Consider the following 19,522-nt stretch of genomic DNA (forward strand, 5'->3'; position numbering starts at 1 on the left):
GTAGCCGGCAGCCGCCCACCCATCGCCAGCCCGCGCGGTCGCGAAACGCCACCCAGTCGCAAGGCGCCGTGCTCGCGGCCGGGGTTTCGCTGGCTTTTTTCTTCGGCGTTTTCGATGACGGGGGCAGTTCCCCGATCCTGTCGGGCAGCCACAGAATGCGGGCGTCGCCGATCGCCAGGACTTCGCACGCGATCACAGGCGCCGCTATCCTCTTGCCGATAAGGCTCCCATTCAGCGCAGCAGGCGTTCACCGCCGCGCGGTCGGCCTTGTTCGGGTCGAGACCCGTCGCCGTGCGGAAACTCGCGCGCGCGGCCTTCGGCTGGCCGGAAGCCGCCTCGGCCTCGAGAATCAGAACCGCGCCGCTATTGCGTCGTCTCCCTGACGACGATGTGCGTATCGGGGAACAGTGAGAACAAGAGCCGCCGATCCTCGTCGGTCGTTGGAAACCAGAAGGATCGAACCCTCACGCGGCCAAGCGCGGCGGCCGTAAAGGTCGGGTCGGCGAGCGCAAATCCCATCGGCCCGTAACCGCCTTCCGGTGTTGGGAATCCGGTGAGCGAGAACCATGCCGATGATACGCCCAAGTCCTCCCCATAGCGGCGGTGAGCGGCCACGATCGTGCGCACAAGGTCGCGCGTGAACACACGGGCCTCGGCGACCGTCGCCTCGTCGACGTCGGGCGCGACGGCTTTTTGCCGGGCGAGAATCTGGTCCACAGCCGCCTCATAGATCAGGTCCTCGTCATCGGCTCCGCCGTGGAGAAGGACCGCAGAGAAGGGCTCGACGGCGACCGCCCGCATCGCCGGAAGGATGTAGTTGGCGCACGCGGAAGCGCAGAGGCCGTGGACCTCCGCCGTCCAGTCCCGGCCTTGCAGCAGATACCCGGCGTCGATCCCCGTCTCGGCGTCGCCGCCCTGCGAGGAAATCGCGAGCGTGACGCCGCGTCGATCGGCGAGACCCGCGAGGCAGTCGGCCAGGCCGGCGTCGATCGGACCGATATAGCGTAGGCGATTGTCGGACTGGACCTCGCAGAGGCGGCGACCGGCGACGACGGCGTCCACGGCAGCCTTGGCGTTTCGCCAACCCGCCCGTTCCGTCTCGCCCGATTGCGCGAGCGCGTTGGCGGGCAGCATCAGGGCGACGGCGATGAGAAGGAAACTTTGGGCGTGGCGGCGTAAAAACATGAGGCGTGTCGTCGTTCCGAACGATGGCGGGTCGGGCGCCTGATCGCCCGCCCCGCCGTTCTGCTCAGTAGAGGCCGGCGAGATCCGCCGCGGGCTGCGTCTGCCGTGCGCCGTCCGACGGCCTGTTAATCTCGACAACAGGCATGTTGACGATGCCCGAGCCGCCGCCCATCGGCGCGCTCCGTCCGCCGCCTCCGCCGCCGGTCGACGGCCCGTCGCCCCAAGCGACCGACACATAAATGCGCCCCCCGGTGATCGAGCCGTCCGAGCCGATCGTCGCGTCAGCGCCGACGGTGACGGTGCGCGAGCTGCCGGTCGTGGTGGTGGTCGTCCCCGGCCCGTTCTGGTTTGCTGTGGTCGTGTTCGACTGGCCGCCGACGACCTGATCGAGTTCGAGATAATCGAGTGCACGCATGTTCATTCTCCTAGGATTAAGAAAGTAAATACAGCGGCTTCAGAACAACAAGCCGCCAAATGTATGCCACTCCATTCTTCGCCCAAATCACCCCGCGGGTTCGTACCCAGCGCGATAAATGATGCGCGTTCCTTCGATGACCTCAGCCAGGGCGTCCCGTTCCGCAGCGGAGGTTGGAAACCAGAAGCGCCCGATTTCGAGGTTGGGTAGACTGGATCGTAGAAAGTCAGGGTCGACGATGGCGAAGGTGCGTCCGCCGAACCCGCCCTCGGGCTGCGGGAAGGCGGAAAGATCGTACCAGCCTGAATCTACGGTCCTCTGACCCGCGAACGCCTTGTGCCGCTCGACGAGAAGACGCGCTTGTTCACGGGTGAAGCGCCGCGCCTGATCGATCATCGCATCGCTGACATTCGGGTTCGCCGCCCGCTGGCGTTCGAGAACGCCCGGAAGGAACCATTGATAGACACCCTCCTCATCGTAGGGCGCTCCGTGCAGCAGAACCGCCGAGTAAGGCTCAACCTCGATGCGCGCGGCGACGGGCAGCAGATAGTTCGCGCAGCTGGAGGAGCACATGCCGCGAACGATCACGGTCCAACCGCGCCCGGTCATGAGTTCGGCTGCCCGGATCGCATCCGCGGCATCGCCGCCCGGTGAACTGAGGATCAGGGTCATCCCGCTTCGCCCGGCGAAACGTTCGACGCAGGCGGTGAGCGACGGCCCGCTTTCCCCGATGAAACGAACGACGGAGTCGCCGGGGTAGCTGCATGTCACCTGGCCCGCCGCGATGGCGGCGACGGCTGAACGGGCCTGAACGAAGTCCGTTTCAGCATTCGCCTGCGCAGCCCAGGCGGGATGCTGGCAGCCTGCCGAAAGCGCGGCGAGCGCCAGTCCGGAAAGAAGGGTTGGTCGCACCATGGCCTGCACTTTGAACGCGCGGCGGCGGATATGGAATCCGCCGCCGCGCACGAGGCTCAATAAAGCCCAGCCAGATCGGCCGCCGGGCCGCGCTCATTGCCGCGAGGGAAGTTCGGAGTCGTGACGACGGTGACCGTCGTTTCCGACCGGCTCCAGCTGTAACTGCCCCCGACCGATCCGGTCACGCCTGTGGGGGTTTGGTTGATGTTGTAGTTCACCTGGCCGCCGCGCGTATTGTTGTGGGTGGTGGTGGTGGTCGTCTGGCCATTGTTATTCGAAGGCGGCGAGCTGGGCGCCGGGGTCTGGCCGCCGGTCTGGCCGCTGGATTGGCCTCCGACGACAAGGTCGAGTTCGCAATAGGACAATGCACGCATCAATCGTAACTCCATGTAAGGGGTGGTTGCGTCGGGCAGCGCTGCCGTTCGAAGCTCAGCAGAGCTCACGTAACGCCGCAATCCAAACGCTGTTCACATTCCTGTGACAACCTTGCGTTGGGGGCCACAACCCGCAGTAGCGGATCGTGCGCGGGGCGCGACACAAAGCCCGGCCGCCCGGCGGCAAGTCCCGTCCGGTTCACGGCGCCGTCCGGCGAAGCAACTCCGGCCCCGCTGCGGCGATCAGCCGCTCCCCGGTGCGGAGCAGGCGGACAATGCGCTTCCTCATGTCGTCGCCCGTCGACCAGTCGGTCGTCACGCGATCAGGACCGAACAGGGCGATGGCGATCTCGCGCTGGCTCGCGCCGTTTCGCCGACCGTCCCAGGCCCGAAGGGCCATCGCCCAACGGTGCGCCCGTGGTTCCCCCCGGAAGAGCGTGGGCAACAAACGGTCGAACCGGTGGAGGGCTTCGAGCTGGCCGAGCACCCGCAGTCCGATATCGAGATCGACGAACCCCGCGAGGTCGTAGGCCAGCCGGACCGGTCCGCTCAGCACGCTCCCTTCCCTCACTTCGATCCGGATGGACCGAACGCCTTCGCCGATGATGATCTGCTCCCGTCCGCCGCCGAAACGGCGGACGATCGCCCGGCACGGCAGTCGGTCCAACCGGAAGGCGTCGCCATCGGCCGCTGCGACGGGAGCGGCGCGCACGGTCAGTACGGCCGGGTCGAGATCGGCGCGCCAGAAGACCGACGCCGGCGACCGGCGGCCGCGGAAATCGCCAACCCCAAATCTCCGGTCCGTCTTCGGCTTGGGTCTCGAATACTCGTAGGGGCGGAGAGCGCCGCACCAGCCGAGTCCCGACAAGCGGAAGGATGCGGCCCGCGTCGTCGGGCCGACGACGCAGCGCCTCCCAAGTCCATCCCGCCAGGTCGAGCTCGAGCATCCGATCGTAGGCGTCGCGCTCTTTCCAAGCGGGAGGACAGCAATCGGTCCGCGCTTCGCGCATGCCCCTCCTTTCGGTCGCCGGTCGACGGCGCGCGGCATGTCGCCGCCGGCCAAGCATAAGCGTCAGCGTATGGAGCGATCTTCACGGATTGACCGGAATTTTCGCCAAATACCTGTCGGCGCATCATTTCTGGCGTCGCAAACTACAAGTTTTCGAACCCCGTGCGTCTCCCTCCAAGGGACATTGCGGGGGTTTGAAGCGCGGGCACGGCGGCGGCCGCAAGCTCGCAGGGTTGCCGCGGCAGGACGATGCGTGGCCAAATGGCCGATCGAGCGTCAGGAGAACCGACGTGCCGGATTCGCAAAGCAAACAGGACTATAATCGCGCGATCGGCGAGCGCGTTCGGCGACGGCGAAAGGAACTCGGCCTGAGCCAGACGGCGCTCGGCGCGAAGATCGGCGTCTCGTGCCAGCAGATCCAGAAGTATGAAAACGGACGCAACAGCGTCGCGGCCTCACGGCTGCACCAGCTCTCGCTCGCGCTGGCGACCACGGCGCCGGCGCTTATCGGCCTCAAGTCCTGGGACGAGGGCGAAGACGGCGGCGAACGCGCGCGGTTGCTCCAGGCCTGGTCGGTCCTGCCGAACCATCAGCGCGAACCCCTGCTCCGCTACGTCGAGGCGCTCGCTCTGTCGGCGGACCCACATGTCACAGGCCGGGCGGATGACGACCCGGGCGGCGGCGATGGTTGACCTCGACCGGCTCACCCCGCGCGAGGAGCAATGCCTTCGCGACGTCGCCGACGGCCTGACCTCCAAACAGATCGGTCGCCGACGGACGATGAGTCCGCGCACGGCCGACACCCACATCTACAATGCGCTGAAGAAGCTCGGCCTGCGCGACCGCGAGGAAGCCGCGGCGCTCTATCGCGCGGCGTTACGTATGGACTACGCAGACCGGTCTCCTAGGGAACCGGAAGCCCTTTCGTCCGGGTCGGGATCGGGTTTCGATCCCTCGGCGAAAGGAGGAGCCCATGCCCCAGCCGGTCATTCCGCTGCCGCGCTACACCTGGGGCGACGTGGAGACGGTGTTCGACGACCTGGCGCTGACACGAGCGCAGAAGGACGCGGTGGAGTATCTGCTGGACGAGACGCGGAGACACAGCCGCAACCTCTCGCCGCTCGATCTGCTTCGCGAGATCATCTGCATCGCATTCGTGCTGGGACCCGACAGCGACCGCCCTCCGAACGCGCCGCGCTTACGCCGGTCCTGAACCGGACGCTCGGCCGGTTGATCGTCACGGCCCTGGGAGCGGTCCTGCTCGGCGTCTGCCTCGTCGGCGCGCTCGCGGTCGCCCTCTCGCTCGGCCACCAGACCCAAGCCATCGACGCCGCCCTGCTGGCCCAGCGCTGACGGGCCCAGCGGCGCCCCATCCCTCTCTGACAAAGGACTTGCGCCGCCAGCGCGAGACGGACGCCCCATGCAACGACGCGACATCGCCCAATCCCTCGCCGACGCCCTGTTCGAGACCGAGGCGGCGCTTGATACGACCCTGGAAAAGGCCGCGCTGCTGATCGCGCAGGCTTCAGCGATCCGGCGCACCCATGGCTTCTCGGCCGTTCTCGGCCATGAGGCGGTCGCAGCCGCGACACGGACCGTCGAGGCCCTGGGCCAGGCCCGCGGCCATGCGATGACGATGCACGCGGCGCTGGCCGACGCCGCGCCGCACATCGGCGTCAGGCCAACGACGCTGCAGGGGACAGGCCTGGAAAAGCCTGACGCCGCCCAGATTCGCCCGACCGCCTCCATCGCACGCCCCCGCCTGGTCGCCGATGCTTGACATCGCGCCGCCGGCGCCGCGTCAATCGGCGTGGGATGGCGCTCGCGGTCGAACAATGGATGGGGGCGGCGGGCTTCTGGCTGACCCTCGCGGTGACGGGATTCGCGCTGTGGAAGGGCGGCCGGCCCGAACAGGCCGCCGTCATCGGCAATCTCCTCGCGGTGCTGATCTCGCCCCGGTTGCAGCCGCCGCCGAACGCCGCGCCGCCCTTCTGGGCCGTGGCCGTGGTCGATACGGCCGTGCTCCTGCTGCTGATCGTGCTGTTGATCCGCACGGGCGGTCGGCGGCGGTGGCTGTTCGCGGCGGGCGGGGTCCAGCTCCTGACCGTGCTGGTGCATGTCGGCGCCGCTCTGGACGTTTCCCTCCTGCCGCGCGGCTACATCGCAGCGCTGGAGACGCCCTATTTCGTGCTGCTCATCGTCTTCACGGCGGGCGTGATCGAGGCCTGGCGAAAAGGCGCGACGCAGCCCCTCTGCTTCAGAGGACCGTAGGATCGAGGCCACCCGCGCCTTTCAGTCGGCGCGGTCCGCGGGATCGGCCAATCCCTCGAGAATCATCGAGGCTCTGCGCCTTATTGCGGTTACGACCTCGTTCAGTCCGGCCCCGCCGGCAGCCATCGCCGTAACGTCCGCTTGAGCGGACGGGAGTTCCGCCAGCACCCGTGTCGCCAAGGCGTTAATGCGCCGCAGCATCGGCGCGGCGCCGAAGCCTGCCGCTTGCAGGAATCGCGTCCAGTGTCGGCGCCTGAGGTGATCGCCTCGGGTCTTACCGTCGATCGATTGCGCCAAATTCGGCGTGATCCCGTCGAATACGGAAGCGCACATGACGTCGTAGATCGGCGCTGATGTCGGACGACCATTCGTCACCATGAGCGAATAGTTCTTGGCGTGTGCGTCAGTATTGCATGCAAGGATGTTGAACACGATGGCGTCAAGGAGCGCGAGCACATCAGGCGCCAATGCATGTTTCCTGACGACCATCAGCATGTCGGCGGCGGAAGGTCCCTTCGGCCCGGTCCGGTTCCGCTCATATTTGGCGCTTGGCGGCAGGCCGAGCGCCTGACAGAAATCTTCCTGGTGGAGGCGCCTCCATTCGTCGCCGATCGCGCGCCTGTCGTAGCGCTCGATCAGGAGATAGGATCGTCCTCCGGCGCGTCCCGTGGTCACGGAAGGAACACGCAATCCGCAACGTCGCGCCAGGGTCAGGCAGAAGGCCTCGTTGGGTACGCTTCCGAGCAAACGATCGCTGTCGGGCTTGAGAATGTGGGTCGAGGGCGCGCCGTCTACCGGAATGTAGAGTCGGCCCTGCTCGTCGCGCCCGACGGCGATCTTGGACTGCACGCCCGCCAACGACATGGAGACCCCGTCGTCTCCTGCTAGAAACGGCTTCCTCGGCAGTTCGTCGATGATCCGCTCGAGGTCCTGATCGCGCGCGATGGGCGCCCAGCCGGACCGGGTGCGGCCGCCGGGCGCACCGAAAGACAAGGCGCCTGCGGTGTCGCGTCCGATTCGTTCCAAAAGACCGATCGTGTCGCCAGGCGACACGCCAAGGCTGCGCCCCACCATGACGAGCTGGTCAGCCTCCGGAAGCAGGTTCGCGGCCCAGGTGAGAAAGACGCTCGGCTCGACCTCCCGCTCGGCCAAGGGCATGGTGACGGACAACGGGAAGGCCCCGCGTCGTCCGCGCCAAGTTTGCGAATAGACAAAGCCGCCGTCGTCCTCGACGTGCCCGACCTCCTCGTTTTCATTATAGATGGTCAGCACGTCTACTGCTCCGGCGCGGGGTCACGGCGACGCGCCTCGTCCTCTTCCAGAAGGTCGATCAGATCGAGGCCGAGCGACGCGGCGACGGCCAGCGACCGCCCGAGCTGGCAACTCGGCTTTCCGGTTTCGAGGTCATGAATGAAGCGCACGCCGACGCCGGCAGCCCCTGCGAGATCTTCCATTCGCAGACCGACAGCCTCGCGGCGCGCTCGGATCAGAGCGCCGAGCCTACGGGCGTAGTCGTGAGCCTGTTCCTCAATCACCGTGAAACTCCTTTCCCGATCGGGAATCTCATAGGCGATTTCTTCATTTACCGCCACCCACATTCCCGATCGGGAAGGCAAACCCGTCAAACCGCCCGGTAGCCTAGCAGAATTCCCGATCGGGAAAGCGAGTATCAATGGAGACCGGAAGAATCGTGAAGCCGGGCAAGCCCCCTGCCCTGTAGCTTGGGCGCGCCGCCGTCGCCGAGTCCGCGTCCAGCGGACCGCAAGGCGAACGCGGCAGGAAAGGACGGCATGTCGACCCTGACGGTGATCCTTGCGCTCACGCGGCTGACGTTCGATCGCCGGCTGGAAGCGCGCGGCGACGCCGTCGCGGGAATAGCGATCGACCTGGCCGGCATCGGTCTGGGCGTCCTCGGTCCCTATCTGCTCAAGCTGCTGGTCGACCGGCTTTCAACCGGCCCCATTGATCCCTGGTCGCTCGCGCCGCTGGTCGCGGCCTTCGTTCTCGCTTGGTCCGGGACCGCGCCGCTGTCCGCGGCCCGCTACATCTTCACGACGCGCCAGCTCGGAGCGCTGTCGCGCCACCTGATCGAGCGCGCGACCGCGCAGCGGCTGCCGCAGATCGCGCGGCGGCGCGACGCCGACAGCGGGGAGATGTTGGGCGCGCTGGAACGCCTGCCGTTCAGCCTACAGATCGTCGTCGACGGGCTGATCAGCCGCGCCGCCTCGCTGATCATCCAGGTGGTCGCCTCGCTCGTCGTGGTCGCGACGCTGGTCCCACCGCTCTATGTCGCCCTGCTGGCGACGGTGCTGCTCGGCTATTTCCTCGCCTCACGCCTGACCGCGAAGCGCTTCCAGGCTCAGGCGCAGGCGACCAATCGATCCGCCGCCTCCGTGTCGCAGTTGCTGGGCGACATCCTCAGAAACGCACGTCGGGTGGTCTTCAACGGCAATCTCGATGGCGAGGTGGAGCGCGTCGCTGTCCTCGGCCGCGCGCGCCAGACCGAGGCTTCGCGCCTGGCGCTTCTGCTGTTCGGAACGGCGCTGGGACAGTATGTGGTGGTCGGGGCGGGCCTGGTGGCGATCCTCGTCCTCGGGGGTATGGATGTCGGACGCGGGCGATTGACGGTCGGCGATTTCGTATTGCTCCAGGCCTACGCCTTCCGACTCGCCCTGCCGCTGGGCGGGCTGGGATTCATCATCCGTCAGGCCGGCGTTGCGATCGAGAATATCGCCGAAGTGCTCGACCTCGCGATGGCGCGCGATCCCGCAGTCGAGAACCGAACAACGGCAATCTCCCCTGCCCCGCGCGCCGCAGCGATCCGGCTCGACGGCCTCTTCTACGCCTATGGCGATACTCCGGTTCTCACCGACGCGAACGCCGCCATTGCTCCGGGGAGTTTCGTGGTGATCGCGGGACCGAACGGCGCGGGCAAGTCGACGCTCGCCCGGCTGATGGCGGGCCTTCTCGATCCGTCGCGGGGCCGCGTTCTGATCGACGGCGCCGACATGGCGGCAGAGCCCATTGATGAGCGGCATCGGCGCGTTCTCTACGTTCCGCAGTTCGTGGGGCTGTTCAACCGGAGCCTGCGCGAAAACGCCCTGTATCCGCCGACCCGGCAGAGCGAGGCGGAACTGGCGGCGCTGCTCGCCGGGTGGGGTTTCTACGAGAGCGGCCGCGCGGTCGACTTCGACCAGGCCGTCGGCGAACAGGGCGAGCGGCTGTCAGGCGGACAGATCCAGAAGCTCGAGCTCGCGCGCCTGCTCGGGGTGTCCGTCCCTGCGGTCATTCTCGACGAGACGACGTCGTCTCTTGACGCCCCAAGCGAGAAGCGCGCCATCAAAGCGCTGCGTGAAAGTCATTGCGGCCGGACAACGCTCATCCTCATCACCCACCGACCCGGTCTCCTCGACGATGCGGACCAGATCCTGTTCCTGCGCCGCGGTCGATTGACCGCAGGAGGGCATGCTCATCTGCTCGCTGCCACGAGCGACTACCGCACCTTCTGGTCCGAGGCCCGCCGTGAAGCAAAAACATCCTGAGCATCGATCAATACGCCCGTTCATGCGGCCGTGGGAGACGTCCTTTCAATCCCGATGTGGCCGCGGCATCCGGGGCTTGGCGCGCATGATTCCGCCGCGCCTCAAAGCGACCGGCTCGCTGCCGGTCAGCCAAGCACCGTCCACGCGCAAGCCTTCTTCAGGCCTCGATAGGGACACAATGTCGCAACCCTAGGTCGTAAAACTCCCTACCCATCCCTTGACAACGTTCGCCGCTGAAAATGAATAATAAGTAGCTCAATAGGCGAGCATAATCATCGGGAGGCTGATAATGCGAACACTGACAATGGATGAATGTGAATACATCCATGGCGGAAGTGGAGGCGAACCGGCAACGCGGGTGGACGATATAGTTGTCACCGCGCAACGCAAAGTAGATGGCGGAAATCAGAACGTCTTTTTCGGTTCTTATACGACCGGCGCCTTTTACGGTGAAGTCGGCGTGGGAGGCCGCGACGTCTATGTCGGCGGCGGCGACGGGGTCGGGCGCGGCTTGGGCGTGAGCATGGAGCAGCAGGAAGACGTCTCAACAGGCGTAAACGTCACTCCGACCAGCGCTGGCTTCCGGACCGGAATCGGGGCGTCCTACCAATTTCTCCGTGATGGCGCCCGAGACATGCTCAATGACTTCGTAAGGGACAGGGGGCTGGATCAAATCCCGTCCTTGCAGAATATCCAGCGATGAGATTGTCGTTAGGGCTGGATTGGCCAGCGTTCCTATTTGGCCCGTGTCTGGCCCTAGCGATCTCCGCTCTGGCGGGGTGCGCCCGATCGACGGAAGTTGAAGAGCCGCCCCGTTGCGCCCCCGGCGCAAGAAAGATCGACGGCGGGACGATCGAGGTTTGCGGGCAATTGACGCCCGATGTGATCGACGGGGCGATCGCTCTGATCGACGACGACACCAGGTCGATCCGGGTTTCCAGTCCGGGCGGCTCAGGTGTCGATGCGATCCGGCTCTCGGAGCAGATGATCGCCCGCAACCTACGTCTGGACGTCGTCGATATTTGCGCGTCAGCCTGCGCTCACTTTCTCTTTCTTCCCGCGCCTGCCGTATCTGTGGAGGACCAGTCAGTCGTGCTCCTTCACCACACCGACTTCGCTCTCGTGAGCGCGGCTGAAGCGTCAGGACTGAAGGCCACCGCAGAAACGCAGCGGCGCGCGGAACGGCAACGCGCCTTCTTTGTCGCGCGCGGGCTGCCGATCGCCCTGCTGACCGATGCTTTTGTCCGTACGGAACCGGTTTGCATCGGACAAACGCCCGACCAACGGCTGTTCGCGATGACTCGGTTGCGAACGCATATGCCGACCGTGGACATGGTGAACAACATCCGCGCCGCCGCCGTCGATGGCTACTGGCCCAAAAATGCAGCCGAGGCGGGTCCGATCGTGGAGACGTTCGCTCCCGAAGCCGTGCCTCTCGTTTATGGCGGTGAGGGCCTCATCGGCGTCGAGAGTCTTCCGAGCCTGCCGATATGCGACGAAACACACGGCGCCGGATCGAGGATGGGCGGATGAACGCCCTGAATGTGGTGCGCGAACTATCAGCCATCGTGGTCCTGGGCGTGATCGCCTTCGTCGTCTGGAAGGTGGTGCGGCGAGCGATGGGGACCCGGTTCGGTCATCCGGATGTGCCGACAGGAACCCTGTGGTGGGAATACGAGCGCCGCTTCTTTCCGCGCAAATCCGAGGAGCAAGCGCCGTCGCTCGACATGGACGCAGCCGATCAAATGGATCGAGGCGGCGATCAATGCTCGCGCTCAGAGAGCGGCGAACGGTCACAACAGAAAAAATAACACGGGTCCTCGACAGGACGCGCCGTCGGGCCTTCAATGACCGTCGCAATGGGGCGCAAGCGGTTCTCACCGGTTCAGTGCAGAAGGGACGGCGTTGCAGCATCCGTTCGGTAAAACACTTGTCCTGCAATCCGAGGCGGCCGAATGCGGCCTGGCCTGCCTCGCGATGGTGGCGGCCGCTCATGGTCGCAGGGAAACGCTGCCGGAGCTGCGTCGCCGCTTTCCGATTTCGCTGGGCGGAAGCAGTCTGAAGAGCCTCGTATCGATCGCCGACGCCCTGGGATTTACGGCACGGCCGGTCCGGTGCGAGCTGGACGAGCTTGCATTGCTCGAGACGCCAACCGTCCTGCACTGGAGTCTCGATCATTTCGTCGTTCTGCGCCGGGTCGACAAGCGACATGCCTGGATCGCCGATCCCGCACGCGGAGAACGCAAGCTGCCGCTGGACGAGGTGTCAAAACACTTCACCGGCGTCGCCCTCGAACTGACGCCGTCTCCGGACTTCGAGAAGAAATCGCGCGTCGACAAGGTCCGACTGGGAGATCTGTGGAGCCGCTTGTCCGGCTTCAAGCCGTTCCTGTTGCAGGTCTTCCTCCTGACGCTGCTGCTCCAGGGCATCGGCCTCATATCGCCGCTTGCCAGCCAGCTCGTGATCGACGACGTCATCGGCCGCGCCGACCGCGACCTTCTGGTGGCGATCGTCGTCGGGTTCGGCGCACTGGCCCTGGTCTCGACCGCGGTTGAGACGTTGCGCGGCTTCATTCAACTCCACGCCGGGCAGCGCCTGTCGATCCAGTTGTCCGGCAATTTGCTCAAGCATCTTCTTCGGCTGCCCACGGACTTTTTCGAGCGTCGCCATGTGGGCGACGTCCTCTCCCGGTTCGGATCTCTAGGGCCTGCACAGTCCTTTTTGACCGGCGGCCTGGTCGGCGTGGTGCTGGACGCCGTGATGGTCCTGCCGGTGGCGATCGTCATGGTCCTCTATTCGCCCATCCTCGCCGGTCTCGTTCTGATCAATCTCGTCGTGATCTTCCTGGTCAGGATGGCGGCCTTTCCAACCGTGCGTCGTTTCGCCGACGAGCAGTTGAACCTCTCGGCCAGGACTGACAGCGTCTTTCTGGAGACCGTCCGCGCCGCCCGCGCGATCAAGATCGGCGGTCGCGAGGCCGAGCGGCACGGCCTGTGGCAGAACGCCGTCGCAGAACAACAGAACGTCGCCTTCAGACAAGGCGCCTTCGGTCTCTGGGGTGGGTCAGGTCTCGGCATCTGGCAGACCCTCCACGGTCTCGCCATGCTCTACTTCGGCGCCCTCCAGGTCCTCGACGGTCACATGACCCTGGGCATGTTTTTCGCCTTCCAGAGTTACGCTGGACAGTTTTCCAGCCGGGTCAGCAGCCTGATCGGCGCCTTTTTCACCTTCCGTATGCTGGGGCTTCACCTCGAACGCCTCTCCGATATCGTGCACGCGGAAGCGGAGCGTGGGCTCGACGGTCCTGCACAGCTCTCCAAGCCGCTTTTGGGCGGCCTGGAAGTGCGTGGCCTGCGGTTTCGCTATGGCCAGTACGACCCCTGGGTGCTGGATGGCGCGGCGTTCTCGATACGGCCCGGCGAGGCGGTCGCCTTCGTCGGCCCGTCGGGCGGCGGCAAATCGACCCTTCTCAGGCTGTTGATCGGCATCTACGAACCGACCGAAGGGGACGTGCTGATTGACGGTCACCCCATGCGGGCCTTGGGACTACGCGCTGTTCGAGACCGGCTGGGCGTCGTCATGCAGGACGACCAACTCCTGTCCGGCACCATCGCTGACAATGTCGGCTTCTTCGACGCCCATATCGATATGGACAAGGTCGAACGGGTCTGCCGCCTGGCCCATGTCCATGACGACGTCATGCGGACGCCCATGGGCTATCACAGCCTGATCGGGGACATGGGTTCGATTCTCTCCGGCGGCCAGAAACAGCGCCTCCTGCTGGCGCGCGCGCTCTACAAGGACCCCGCCATACTTTTCATGGACGAGGGCACGGCCAACCTCGATCCCGAGCTTGAACGACAGGTGATGGCCACGCTGGCGGACCTCAAGATCACGCGCATCATGGTGGCGCACCGCGAAGCGGCCATTCTCGGCGCCGATCGCGTCTTTCTGGTCGACAAGGGCGCGATCACGGAGATCACCGACGCGAACCGCGCGCGCGTGCCGGTCGCCGCCAGCCTGATGGCCGACCAATGAGCCTGTTTCGCAACGAAGCGATCGAAGCCAAACGCCTCAGGCTCTGGGGCGAAGTCCGTCTGGCCCAACCCCCGTCCCTCACGATCTGGACGGTCGTCCTGACCCTGCTCTGCGCGGTGCTGGCGACGACCCTCATTTTCGGCCGATACACCCGAAAGGAGACGGTTCCCGGCTTTCTCATCCCCGAGGCCGGCGTCGTGCAGGTACGCACCGTCCAGTCGGGCCGGATCGCTCGCGTGCTGGTCCGCGACGGCCAGGCGGTCGCCGAGGGCGCTCCCCTGATCGAGTTCACCTCGGATATCGCCAGCATCGGCCAGGGCCCCATGCTCGACGTCCAGCTTGCCGAAACCGGACATCAGGAAGCATCGCTGGAAAGTCGCCGCGCGGCTGTCGCCCAGGGATATGCGGACGATCGGCGACGACTCGCCGATCAGGTCGCCGCTCACCGCAGAAGCCGAGCGATCCTGGAAAGCCAGCGCCGCGTCCAGGTTGAAGCGCTCGCGCTGTCCGAAGCCGACGCCGAGCGTCTTTCACAACTCCAGGCGCGCGGCTATGCCCCCCGCGCCCAGGTCGACGCCCGGCGCCGCACCGTTCTGGCGGAACGCCTGGCCGTCGCCGACATCGACAGCCGTTTGTCGGAGCTCGACCGCGCCGCGGCTGATCTTCAAGGTCAGATGGCCGCTATTCCTGCAAGGGAGGCCGAGGACCTCGCCGCGATCGCTCGGGACCGATCCAGCCTGGCGCAACGGCGCGCCGAGCTTGAAGTGGCGCGCGGCCATGTCCTCAGGGCTCCGGTCGCGGGCACGATCTCGGCCGTACAGGCGCGAGTCGGCATGCTGCCGTCCGGCGAGGTTCCCCTCCTCTCCATCGCGCCCGAAGGCTCGCCCCTGGAAGCTCGGTTGCTGGTGCCGACGCGCGCTGCGGGTTTTCTAGAGGTCGGCCAGGTCGCTCGCTTGCAGGTCGAGGCCTTCCCTTTCCAGCGATTTGGATTTGTCGAAGGGCGGATCGTCGAGATCGCCAGAACCGTAACGAGACCGGGCGAGGCGGCGTTCCTGATCGAACAGACCGCTCCCGTCTACGAGGTCCGCGTCTCGCTCGAACGGGACTATGTCACCGCCTATGGCGAGCGCCGCGCGCTCCAGCCGGGAATGGGGCTACGCGCCGACATTCCGATCGACCGCCGTCGCCTCTGGCAGCAATTGTTCGATCCGCTGCTGGCGGCGGCCAAGCGAACGGGATGACGGCGCCGTTGGCGGTTGACGCCGCCCCTCCTCATCGCGCCGTGGGTGCGGTCCACACGAGCCCGGCTGGCCGGAAGATGCGTGGCTGTCCCTCCCCGATGATGCGTCGATCGGAAAAGGCGCGCATGTCGCAATCCGCGACGACGATCTTGCGATCGTTGTAGCGGTTGAAGTCCGCGGCGATGTCGGCCAGCGCCGCACCGTCGAAACTCAACATGCCGTCGCGCCAGGCCAGGGCGCGTTCGACGCGTTCGCCATCGCCGATGCTGACAAGGGTCTCCGTCGGCCGAAGGATCGCCATCTGCCCGGCCCTCAGGACCGGTAGTTCATGGGCCGGTTTCGACGCCTGCGTATCGTCGACCCGCACGCGCCCTTCCAACACCGACACCGACACATCCTGACCGGATCGCTTCACGGAGAAGCTGGTCCCCAAGACCGTCACGCGATAGCGGCCAGCGTGGACGACGAAGGGGTGCGCCGTATCGTGGGCGACCTTGAAGAAGGCCTCGCCCTCGTCGAGCCAGACCTGGCGCGTGTCGTCAGTCGCCGCCGCCCGCACGCGGGTCGCGGTGTTGAGTTCGGCGACGCTGCCGTCCGCCAGCTCGATCGCCTCGTGGCCGCCGACCGGCGTCGCATAGGTCGCTGCCGCCAGGCGCGGCGCAGGATCGTCGTCGTCCGAGCTGAACGAGAGGATTTGCAGACCGATCAGGGCCAGCGCGGTCGCGCTGGCGAAACCCAGCGGCCCCTTTTGTCGCCACCACGGCCGCGCGGCGGATGGCGTGCGTTGCGGCCCCCTCGCCGCCAGCCGATCCGCGATCTCCCAGCTTCGCGACAAACGCCAGTAGACGGCCTTGTGCGCGTAGGATTCCGCAAGCCAGGCCTGAAGCTCTGCCTCGTCGGCAGCGCCCCATTCGGGCTCATCTCTGCGACTGACGAACAGGGCTGCGCGGTTGGCGATCTCTTCGTGGTTCATTGGACCCGCCTCCGCCGAGCATCGCCGCCGTCGCCCTCGCGCCCCTCCCCGACCCGGCCGCCGAAGATGAAGTCGGCCAGCGCGCGCATGCCCTTGCTGGTCTGTTGATTGACCGCGTCGACACCGATGCCGAGTTCGGCCGACACCTCCTTCGAGGACAGGCCGTCAATTTTGCGCATCTCCACGATCTGGCGACAGCGAGGCGGGAGGGCCTCGATACCGGCTTCGACACGGCGAAGTTCCTGGCGCGCCGTCGCGATCCGCTCCGGCGTCAGTTCATCGGCCGCCGGCATGATGTCGTCGAGATCGGCGACCAGGTCGAAGGACACGACCTGCTCGCGCCGGGCGCGGCTGATCAGATGGTTGCGGGCGACCTCATAGACATATCCCGAGACATGGCCGGGCAGTCCCCGCGCCGCGCCCGACAGAACTCGCTCATAAACATCCTGAAGCAAATCCACGACCTCGGCCTCCACCCTCCAGTTCCTGCGGATGAAGGCCGTGAGCGAGCGTTCGAGAGGAAGCACCTCCTTGCAGAACCAGTCCCTCAGCACGCCGTCATCGACCATCAATCAGGGCAGGGCTCCTTTCCGATAATCCGGTCCCAATATAGAAGACGCACGACACCCAAAAACCTGAGCGCCGGTCGTGCGAATATTTTCCAGCGACTCGGACGGGCGCTTTCGCTGTGAAACTCCGCGCTGCTCGGCCGCCCTCTCCCAACAATCGCTACCGATTTGGGAAGGTCTTTCGCAAGCTATTGTTTTTACCCGCGCACATCTAGCGCGCAGAGGTTGCGCGAGGTCTTTGTAACGAGACGCCGTCGCTTGCCTCCAGATAGAATTCAACGCGTCGTCATGCCCTGACGACAGCTTGATGGAGAGAAGAAATGGAACGCATCGAACAGCATGAAGACGTCGTGATCGACTTGGGCGCGGCAAGCCTCGAGACCCAGGGGCAGTTCCTCACCGTCGATGAACCTGACGAGCTGATGGAAATCACCGGCATCTCCGAGTGACCCGGTCGGATGGCGCGCGAGATTGTTTCGCGCGCCATTCAGACGCATGACCGTGGAGGTCCCATGAGCATTGCCCTAGCTGACAACGTCACCTTCTGCAGGTGCAGCGGCCAGACAGTGTTTCTTGACGAGAACCGAGATCGCTACTTCCGGTTGCGACCGCAAGCAGAGTTCGCTTTCTCGGAATGGCTGGCGTCGCCGATGGCGATTTCAAGCGAGCTCGCCAGCTTGGTCGACACGGGAGTTCTTGTCAGAACCAATCAAACGGCGTCCGAAGTACGGCCAGTCATGGTCGAACAACCGTCGCGATCCATCGTCGAACCCCGCACAAGTCGGGGTTTCTTCAATCGCCACGTTCTGGAGGTCGCGGCGACAGTCTGGCATGTATCAAGGCGGATGAAGAGTACATCCTTCCACGACTTGCTCGAAACCTACAGGCGGCGAAGGCAACAAATTTCCGAAACTGCGCCGTCGAGGACGAACATCGTCGAGCTGGCCTCGAATTTCGATCATGCGCTTAGGTTGGTGCCTGTGGAGCCGACGTGCTTGAGGGACTCCCTCGCATTGCTCGATTTTATCCATCGCCGCGGCCTCGGAGCCGATCTGGTCCTTGGCGTGAAGCTGGATCCATTCGCCGCGCACTGCTGGGTGCAATCCGGCGATCTCCTGCTGAACGAAGCCTCGGATCATGCCGCAATGTTCACGCCGATCTGCGTTGTATGACGACATTGCGATACCTTGCCATAGTTCCCGATGGAACGGAGAACGGCAGCAAAGCAGTTGAGCGGCTCGTAACCGCAATGCGCTGAGAGACTATCTACTCAAGGGCAACTTGGCGGGTGCCGGCCTCCTCGCGACAGACGCTGTTCAGGGTTACCTCGATAGTCCCGGCGCGCCCCGGAACAGCGACTTCAACAGGCTCCTGCGCTTGGGGTGTGCGGAGGCGTGGACGCGCAGTTGGGACCGACACCTCACGACAATTCACCAAGCGCGTGACGCCCCGCTCCGGCATGCTGTGGATCTCTGAGCTGCGTCCAGCGCCGATACTGATCATCTTTACGCGGGTCGGGATCTTCATATCCCAAAAGCCAGAAGCGGAACCAATCCAGGTTTCGCTCATAGGCCGCCAGCTTGTGACGCGGCTGGATTTTGACGTGAGGCTCGTGCGGAAAAACGAACATCTCTGCCGGATAGCCAGTCGACACGAGTTGGGAGTAGTATTCCATCGTCTGCAAATACTCCTGCTCCGGCATCTGCATGAGCAGCGGCGCATTAATCCGAGTGGGAACGAACTCCGCCCATCGGTCTGGCGTCTCATAAGGCGCCGCAAGCTGCCATCCCCGCTGAAGATGATCAGAGAAATCCGGCTGAAGGGCATGAAACCAATAGTACGTTGGTGTGACGGCCGTCGATGTCACCGACGCGGCGGTCAGCAGGTTCGTATTCTCGACGATCCAGAGGACGACCTCGCTTCCAAAGCTGAGTCCGCCCATTCCGATGCGCTGGGGATCGACGATGCCCTGCTCATCGAGTTGGCCCACAATTGCGCGGATTCCGGATGCTGCCAGCGCGAAATTGCCGGTTCGCTCGCCAGCAACTGCCGGCCCCTTGTTGACGCACATCGACGCGATGCCGGACGCGGCCAAGGACGCCAGCGGCCATTCGTCCCCGACGCCACCGCGAAGATAGCCTTGGCACACATAGTAGGTGATGAAGATCGGAAGCCGTTCGTCAGATTTGGAGTTCGCCGGCAGAAACAGCTGACCTGTGAACCTGTTGCCTTCGCTGTCTGACCAAGCGAGGGATCGTGTTTCGACGGTATCCACTTCGGCAAGTGAGCGGTTCGGATCGAACAGAACGGTTCGCACGCCGGAATTCAAGTCGATGGCCTCCACTCGCGGCGGCTGCCCCGCCGAGGCAGTTACGCAAGCAGCGAAATGGGAAGAGATTGAACAGGAGGATCGGTTCGGAGTTCGATTGCCGCTCAGTAAGCCGTCGGAAGCTACGATCAGCCTCACGTCATTCTCGACGGGGTTCCAGGCGTAGAGCGACTGGGCATACCCGCTGTCCCGCACGGTGACCGAGAAGACGACCTCGCCGGTGCTTTCGCGCCAAGCTATGCTCTCAATAGTGCCCGAACGGCAGGCATCTACATCACAAGAAATATCACTGGAGCGACCTCGAACGTGCAGCCTTCGTTCCGATCCGGCGCCCGACACATATGCGGTCATTGATCCGGAAAGCGTCGTCGTTGCGAGAAGGCGGTCTGAGCTTGGATCGGCGGTGCCTCGTTCGTCGGCGAAGCTTGCGAGATCGGCGGGTGCGCCGTCATTCACTGTGCCGGAATCGAGTTCGACAACGCGCAAATGACGAGGAGCGCTGTGCAGGAGCCCCGCCCTGGCCATCCAGTTGCCGGTGTACCTCTGCGTTGCAAGCCTGCCATTTACATATGCCGATCGGAAGACATTCTGACCGACTGGCACCGTTGTCAATCGGCGTCTAAAAGGGACCCCCTATCGGCGTGCAATAGGGACCCCCTTG

General features: G+C 65.0%; 24 protein-coding genes and 1 pseudogene. 14 read left to right on the plus strand and 11 right to left on the minus strand.

Annotated elements, in window-relative coordinates:
* The 6 genes from RT567_RS04895 to RT567_RS04920 all read right to left on the minus strand — a co-directional run.
* The coding region (locus RT567_RS04895) for a hypothetical protein (protein WP_313574745.1) at nucleotides 1-196 on the minus strand (196 nt) is incomplete at its 3' end.
* A 167-nt stretch (nucleotides 197-363) separates the two neighbouring features.
* Nucleotides 364-1,185 carry a hypothetical protein gene (locus RT567_RS04900; RefSeq protein ID WP_003165165.1) on the minus strand — a complete coding sequence of 274 codons (822 nt, stop codon included), beginning with the start codon at nucleotides 1,183-1,185 and terminating at the stop codon, nucleotides 364-366.
* A 64-nt stretch (nucleotides 1,186-1,249) separates the two neighbouring features.
* A complete protein-coding gene (locus RT567_RS04905; RefSeq protein ID WP_223850734.1) occupies nucleotides 1,250-1,600 on the minus strand; it encodes a hypothetical protein in 351 nt (116 codons plus the stop codon).
* A gap of 87 nt (nucleotides 1,601-1,687) precedes the next feature.
* Nucleotides 1,688-2,566, minus strand: coding sequence for a hypothetical protein (locus RT567_RS04910; RefSeq protein ID WP_112999862.1), 879 nt, complete (start codon nucleotides 2,564-2,566; stop codon nucleotides 1,688-1,690).
* Nucleotides 2,567-2,571: 5 nt separating this feature from the next.
* Entirely contained in the window at nucleotides 2,572-2,889 is a 318-nt protein-coding gene (locus tag RT567_RS04915) for a hypothetical protein (protein WP_003165168.1), read from the minus strand.
* 199 nt (nucleotides 2,890-3,088) lie between these two features.
* Nucleotides 3,089-3,757, minus strand: a complete 669-nt coding sequence (locus RT567_RS04920) for a DUF2285 domain-containing protein (RefSeq protein ID WP_003169287.1) — start codon at nucleotides 3,755-3,757, stop codon at nucleotides 3,089-3,091.
* Between the two features lie 230 nt (nucleotides 3,758-3,987).
* Here RT567_RS04920 and RT567_RS04925 point away from each other — a divergent pair, with 230 nt between their 5' ends.
* The 6 genes and pseudogenes from RT567_RS04925 (at nucleotide 3,988) to RT567_RS04945 (ending at nucleotide 6,169) form a co-directional block, all read left to right on the plus strand.
* The gene (locus RT567_RS04925) at nucleotides 3,988-4,590 is read left to right on the plus strand and encodes a helix-turn-helix domain-containing protein (protein WP_244911846.1); all 603 of its coding nucleotides are present in this window, start codon (nucleotides 3,988-3,990) and stop codon (nucleotides 4,588-4,590) included.
* Nucleotides 4,583-4,747: pseudogene (locus RT567_RS17240) on the plus strand (helix-turn-helix domain-containing protein); the annotation flags it as partial. The gene RT567_RS04925 and the pseudogene RT567_RS17240, both read left to right, overlap by 8 nt.
* A gap of 124 nt (nucleotides 4,748-4,871) precedes the next feature.
* Entirely contained in the window at nucleotides 4,872-5,111 is a 240-nt protein-coding gene (locus tag RT567_RS04930) for a hypothetical protein (RefSeq protein WP_003165171.1), read from the plus strand.
* A gap of 17 nt (nucleotides 5,112-5,128) precedes the next feature.
* The gene (locus tag RT567_RS04935) at nucleotides 5,129-5,251 is read left to right on the plus strand and encodes a hypothetical protein (protein WP_003165172.1); all 123 of its coding nucleotides are present in this window, start codon (nucleotides 5,129-5,131) and stop codon (nucleotides 5,249-5,251) included.
* Between the two features lie 67 nt (nucleotides 5,252-5,318).
* A complete protein-coding gene (locus RT567_RS04940; RefSeq protein WP_003165173.1) occupies nucleotides 5,319-5,678 on the plus strand; it encodes a hypothetical protein in 360 nt (119 codons plus the stop codon).
* Between the two features lie 35 nt (nucleotides 5,679-5,713).
* Nucleotides 5,714-6,169 (plus strand): hypothetical protein, encoded by a 456-nt coding sequence (locus RT567_RS04945; RefSeq protein ID WP_003169286.1) that lies wholly within the window; start codon nucleotides 5,714-5,716, stop codon nucleotides 6,167-6,169.
* 21 nt (nucleotides 6,170-6,190) lie between these two features.
* Here the strand turns inward: RT567_RS04945 and RT567_RS04950 are convergent, their stop codons facing one another.
* A complete protein-coding gene (locus tag RT567_RS04950) occupies nucleotides 6,191-7,441 on the minus strand; it encodes a type II toxin-antitoxin system HipA family toxin (protein WP_003165175.1) in 1,251 nt (416 codons plus the stop codon).
* 2 nt (nucleotides 7,442-7,443) lie between these two features.
* On the minus strand, nucleotides 7,444-7,767 hold the full coding sequence (locus tag RT567_RS04955; RefSeq protein ID WP_003165176.1) for a helix-turn-helix domain-containing protein: 324 nt from the start codon (nucleotides 7,765-7,767) through the stop codon (nucleotides 7,444-7,446).
* Nucleotides 7,768-7,959: 192 nt separating this feature from the next.
* Between RT567_RS04955 and RT567_RS04960 the strand changes: the two genes are divergently transcribed.
* The 6 genes from RT567_RS04960 to RT567_RS04985 all read left to right on the plus strand — a co-directional run bounded on the left by RT567_RS04960 (nucleotide 7,960) and on the right by RT567_RS04985 (nucleotide 14,990).
* Nucleotides 7,960-9,711 (plus strand): ABC transporter ATP-binding protein, encoded by a 1,752-nt coding sequence (locus RT567_RS04960; RefSeq protein ID WP_003165177.1) that lies wholly within the window; start codon nucleotides 7,960-7,962, stop codon nucleotides 9,709-9,711.
* Between the two features lie 289 nt (nucleotides 9,712-10,000).
* A complete protein-coding gene (locus tag RT567_RS04965; protein ID WP_313574750.1) occupies nucleotides 10,001-10,414 on the plus strand; it encodes a hypothetical protein in 414 nt (137 codons plus the stop codon).
* Between the two features lie 167 nt (nucleotides 10,415-10,581).
* Nucleotides 10,582-11,244, plus strand: a complete 663-nt coding sequence (locus RT567_RS04970; RefSeq protein WP_003165178.1) for a hypothetical protein — start codon at nucleotides 10,582-10,584, stop codon at nucleotides 11,242-11,244.
* Nucleotides 11,241-11,522 (plus strand): hypothetical protein, encoded by a 282-nt coding sequence (locus RT567_RS04975; protein WP_003169279.1) that lies wholly within the window; start codon nucleotides 11,241-11,243, stop codon nucleotides 11,520-11,522. Before RT567_RS04970 ends, RT567_RS04975 begins: the two co-directional genes overlap by 4 nt.
* 94 nt (nucleotides 11,523-11,616) lie before the next feature.
* Complete coding sequence (locus tag RT567_RS04980; RefSeq protein ID WP_003169278.1) at nucleotides 11,617-13,749, plus strand: peptidase domain-containing ABC transporter; 2,133 nt, start codon at nucleotides 11,617-11,619, stop codon at nucleotides 13,747-13,749.
* The gene (locus RT567_RS04985) at nucleotides 13,746-14,990 is read left to right on the plus strand and encodes an HlyD family secretion protein (protein ID WP_003165181.1); all 1,245 of its coding nucleotides are present in this window, start codon (nucleotides 13,746-13,748) and stop codon (nucleotides 14,988-14,990) included. The genes RT567_RS04980 and RT567_RS04985 overlap by 4 nt, the downstream gene beginning before the upstream one ends.
* Before the next feature lie 31 nt (nucleotides 14,991-15,021).
* Here the strand turns inward: RT567_RS04985 and RT567_RS04990 are convergent, their stop codons facing one another.
* Together RT567_RS04990 and RT567_RS04995 are read right to left on the minus strand one after the other, a co-directional pair.
* Nucleotides 15,022-15,963 carry a FecR family protein gene (locus RT567_RS04990; protein WP_003165182.1) on the minus strand — a complete coding sequence of 314 codons (942 nt, stop codon included), beginning with the start codon at nucleotides 15,961-15,963 and terminating at the stop codon, nucleotides 15,022-15,024.
* Nucleotides 15,960-16,532, minus strand: coding sequence for an RNA polymerase sigma factor (locus tag RT567_RS04995; RefSeq protein WP_003165183.1), 573 nt, complete (start codon nucleotides 16,530-16,532; stop codon nucleotides 15,960-15,962). Before RT567_RS04995 ends, RT567_RS04990 begins: the two co-directional genes overlap by 4 nt.
* Before the next feature lie 320 nt (nucleotides 16,533-16,852).
* On the opposite strand from RT567_RS04995, the gene RT567_RS05000 reads away from it, so the two are divergent.
* Entirely contained in the window at nucleotides 16,853-16,981 is a 129-nt protein-coding gene (locus tag RT567_RS05000) for a benenodin family lasso peptide (RefSeq protein ID WP_003165184.1), read from the plus strand.
* Between the two features lie 63 nt (nucleotides 16,982-17,044).
* Nucleotides 17,045-17,704, plus strand: coding sequence for a lasso peptide biosynthesis B2 protein (locus tag RT567_RS05005; protein WP_040345549.1), 660 nt, complete (start codon nucleotides 17,045-17,047; stop codon nucleotides 17,702-17,704).
* A gap of 248 nt (nucleotides 17,705-17,952) precedes the next feature.
* Here the strand turns inward: RT567_RS05005 and RT567_RS05010 are convergent, their stop codons facing one another.
* Nucleotides 17,953-19,464, minus strand: coding sequence for an Atxe2 family lasso peptide isopeptidase (locus tag RT567_RS05010; RefSeq protein WP_313574753.1), 1,512 nt, complete (start codon nucleotides 19,462-19,464; stop codon nucleotides 17,953-17,955).
* Nucleotides 19,465-19,522 lie beyond the last annotated feature (58 nt).

The sequence above is a fragment of the Brevundimonas sp. genome, assembly GCF_032107865.1.
Taxonomy (GTDB): Bacteria; Pseudomonadota; Alphaproteobacteria; order Caulobacterales; family Caulobacteraceae; genus Brevundimonas.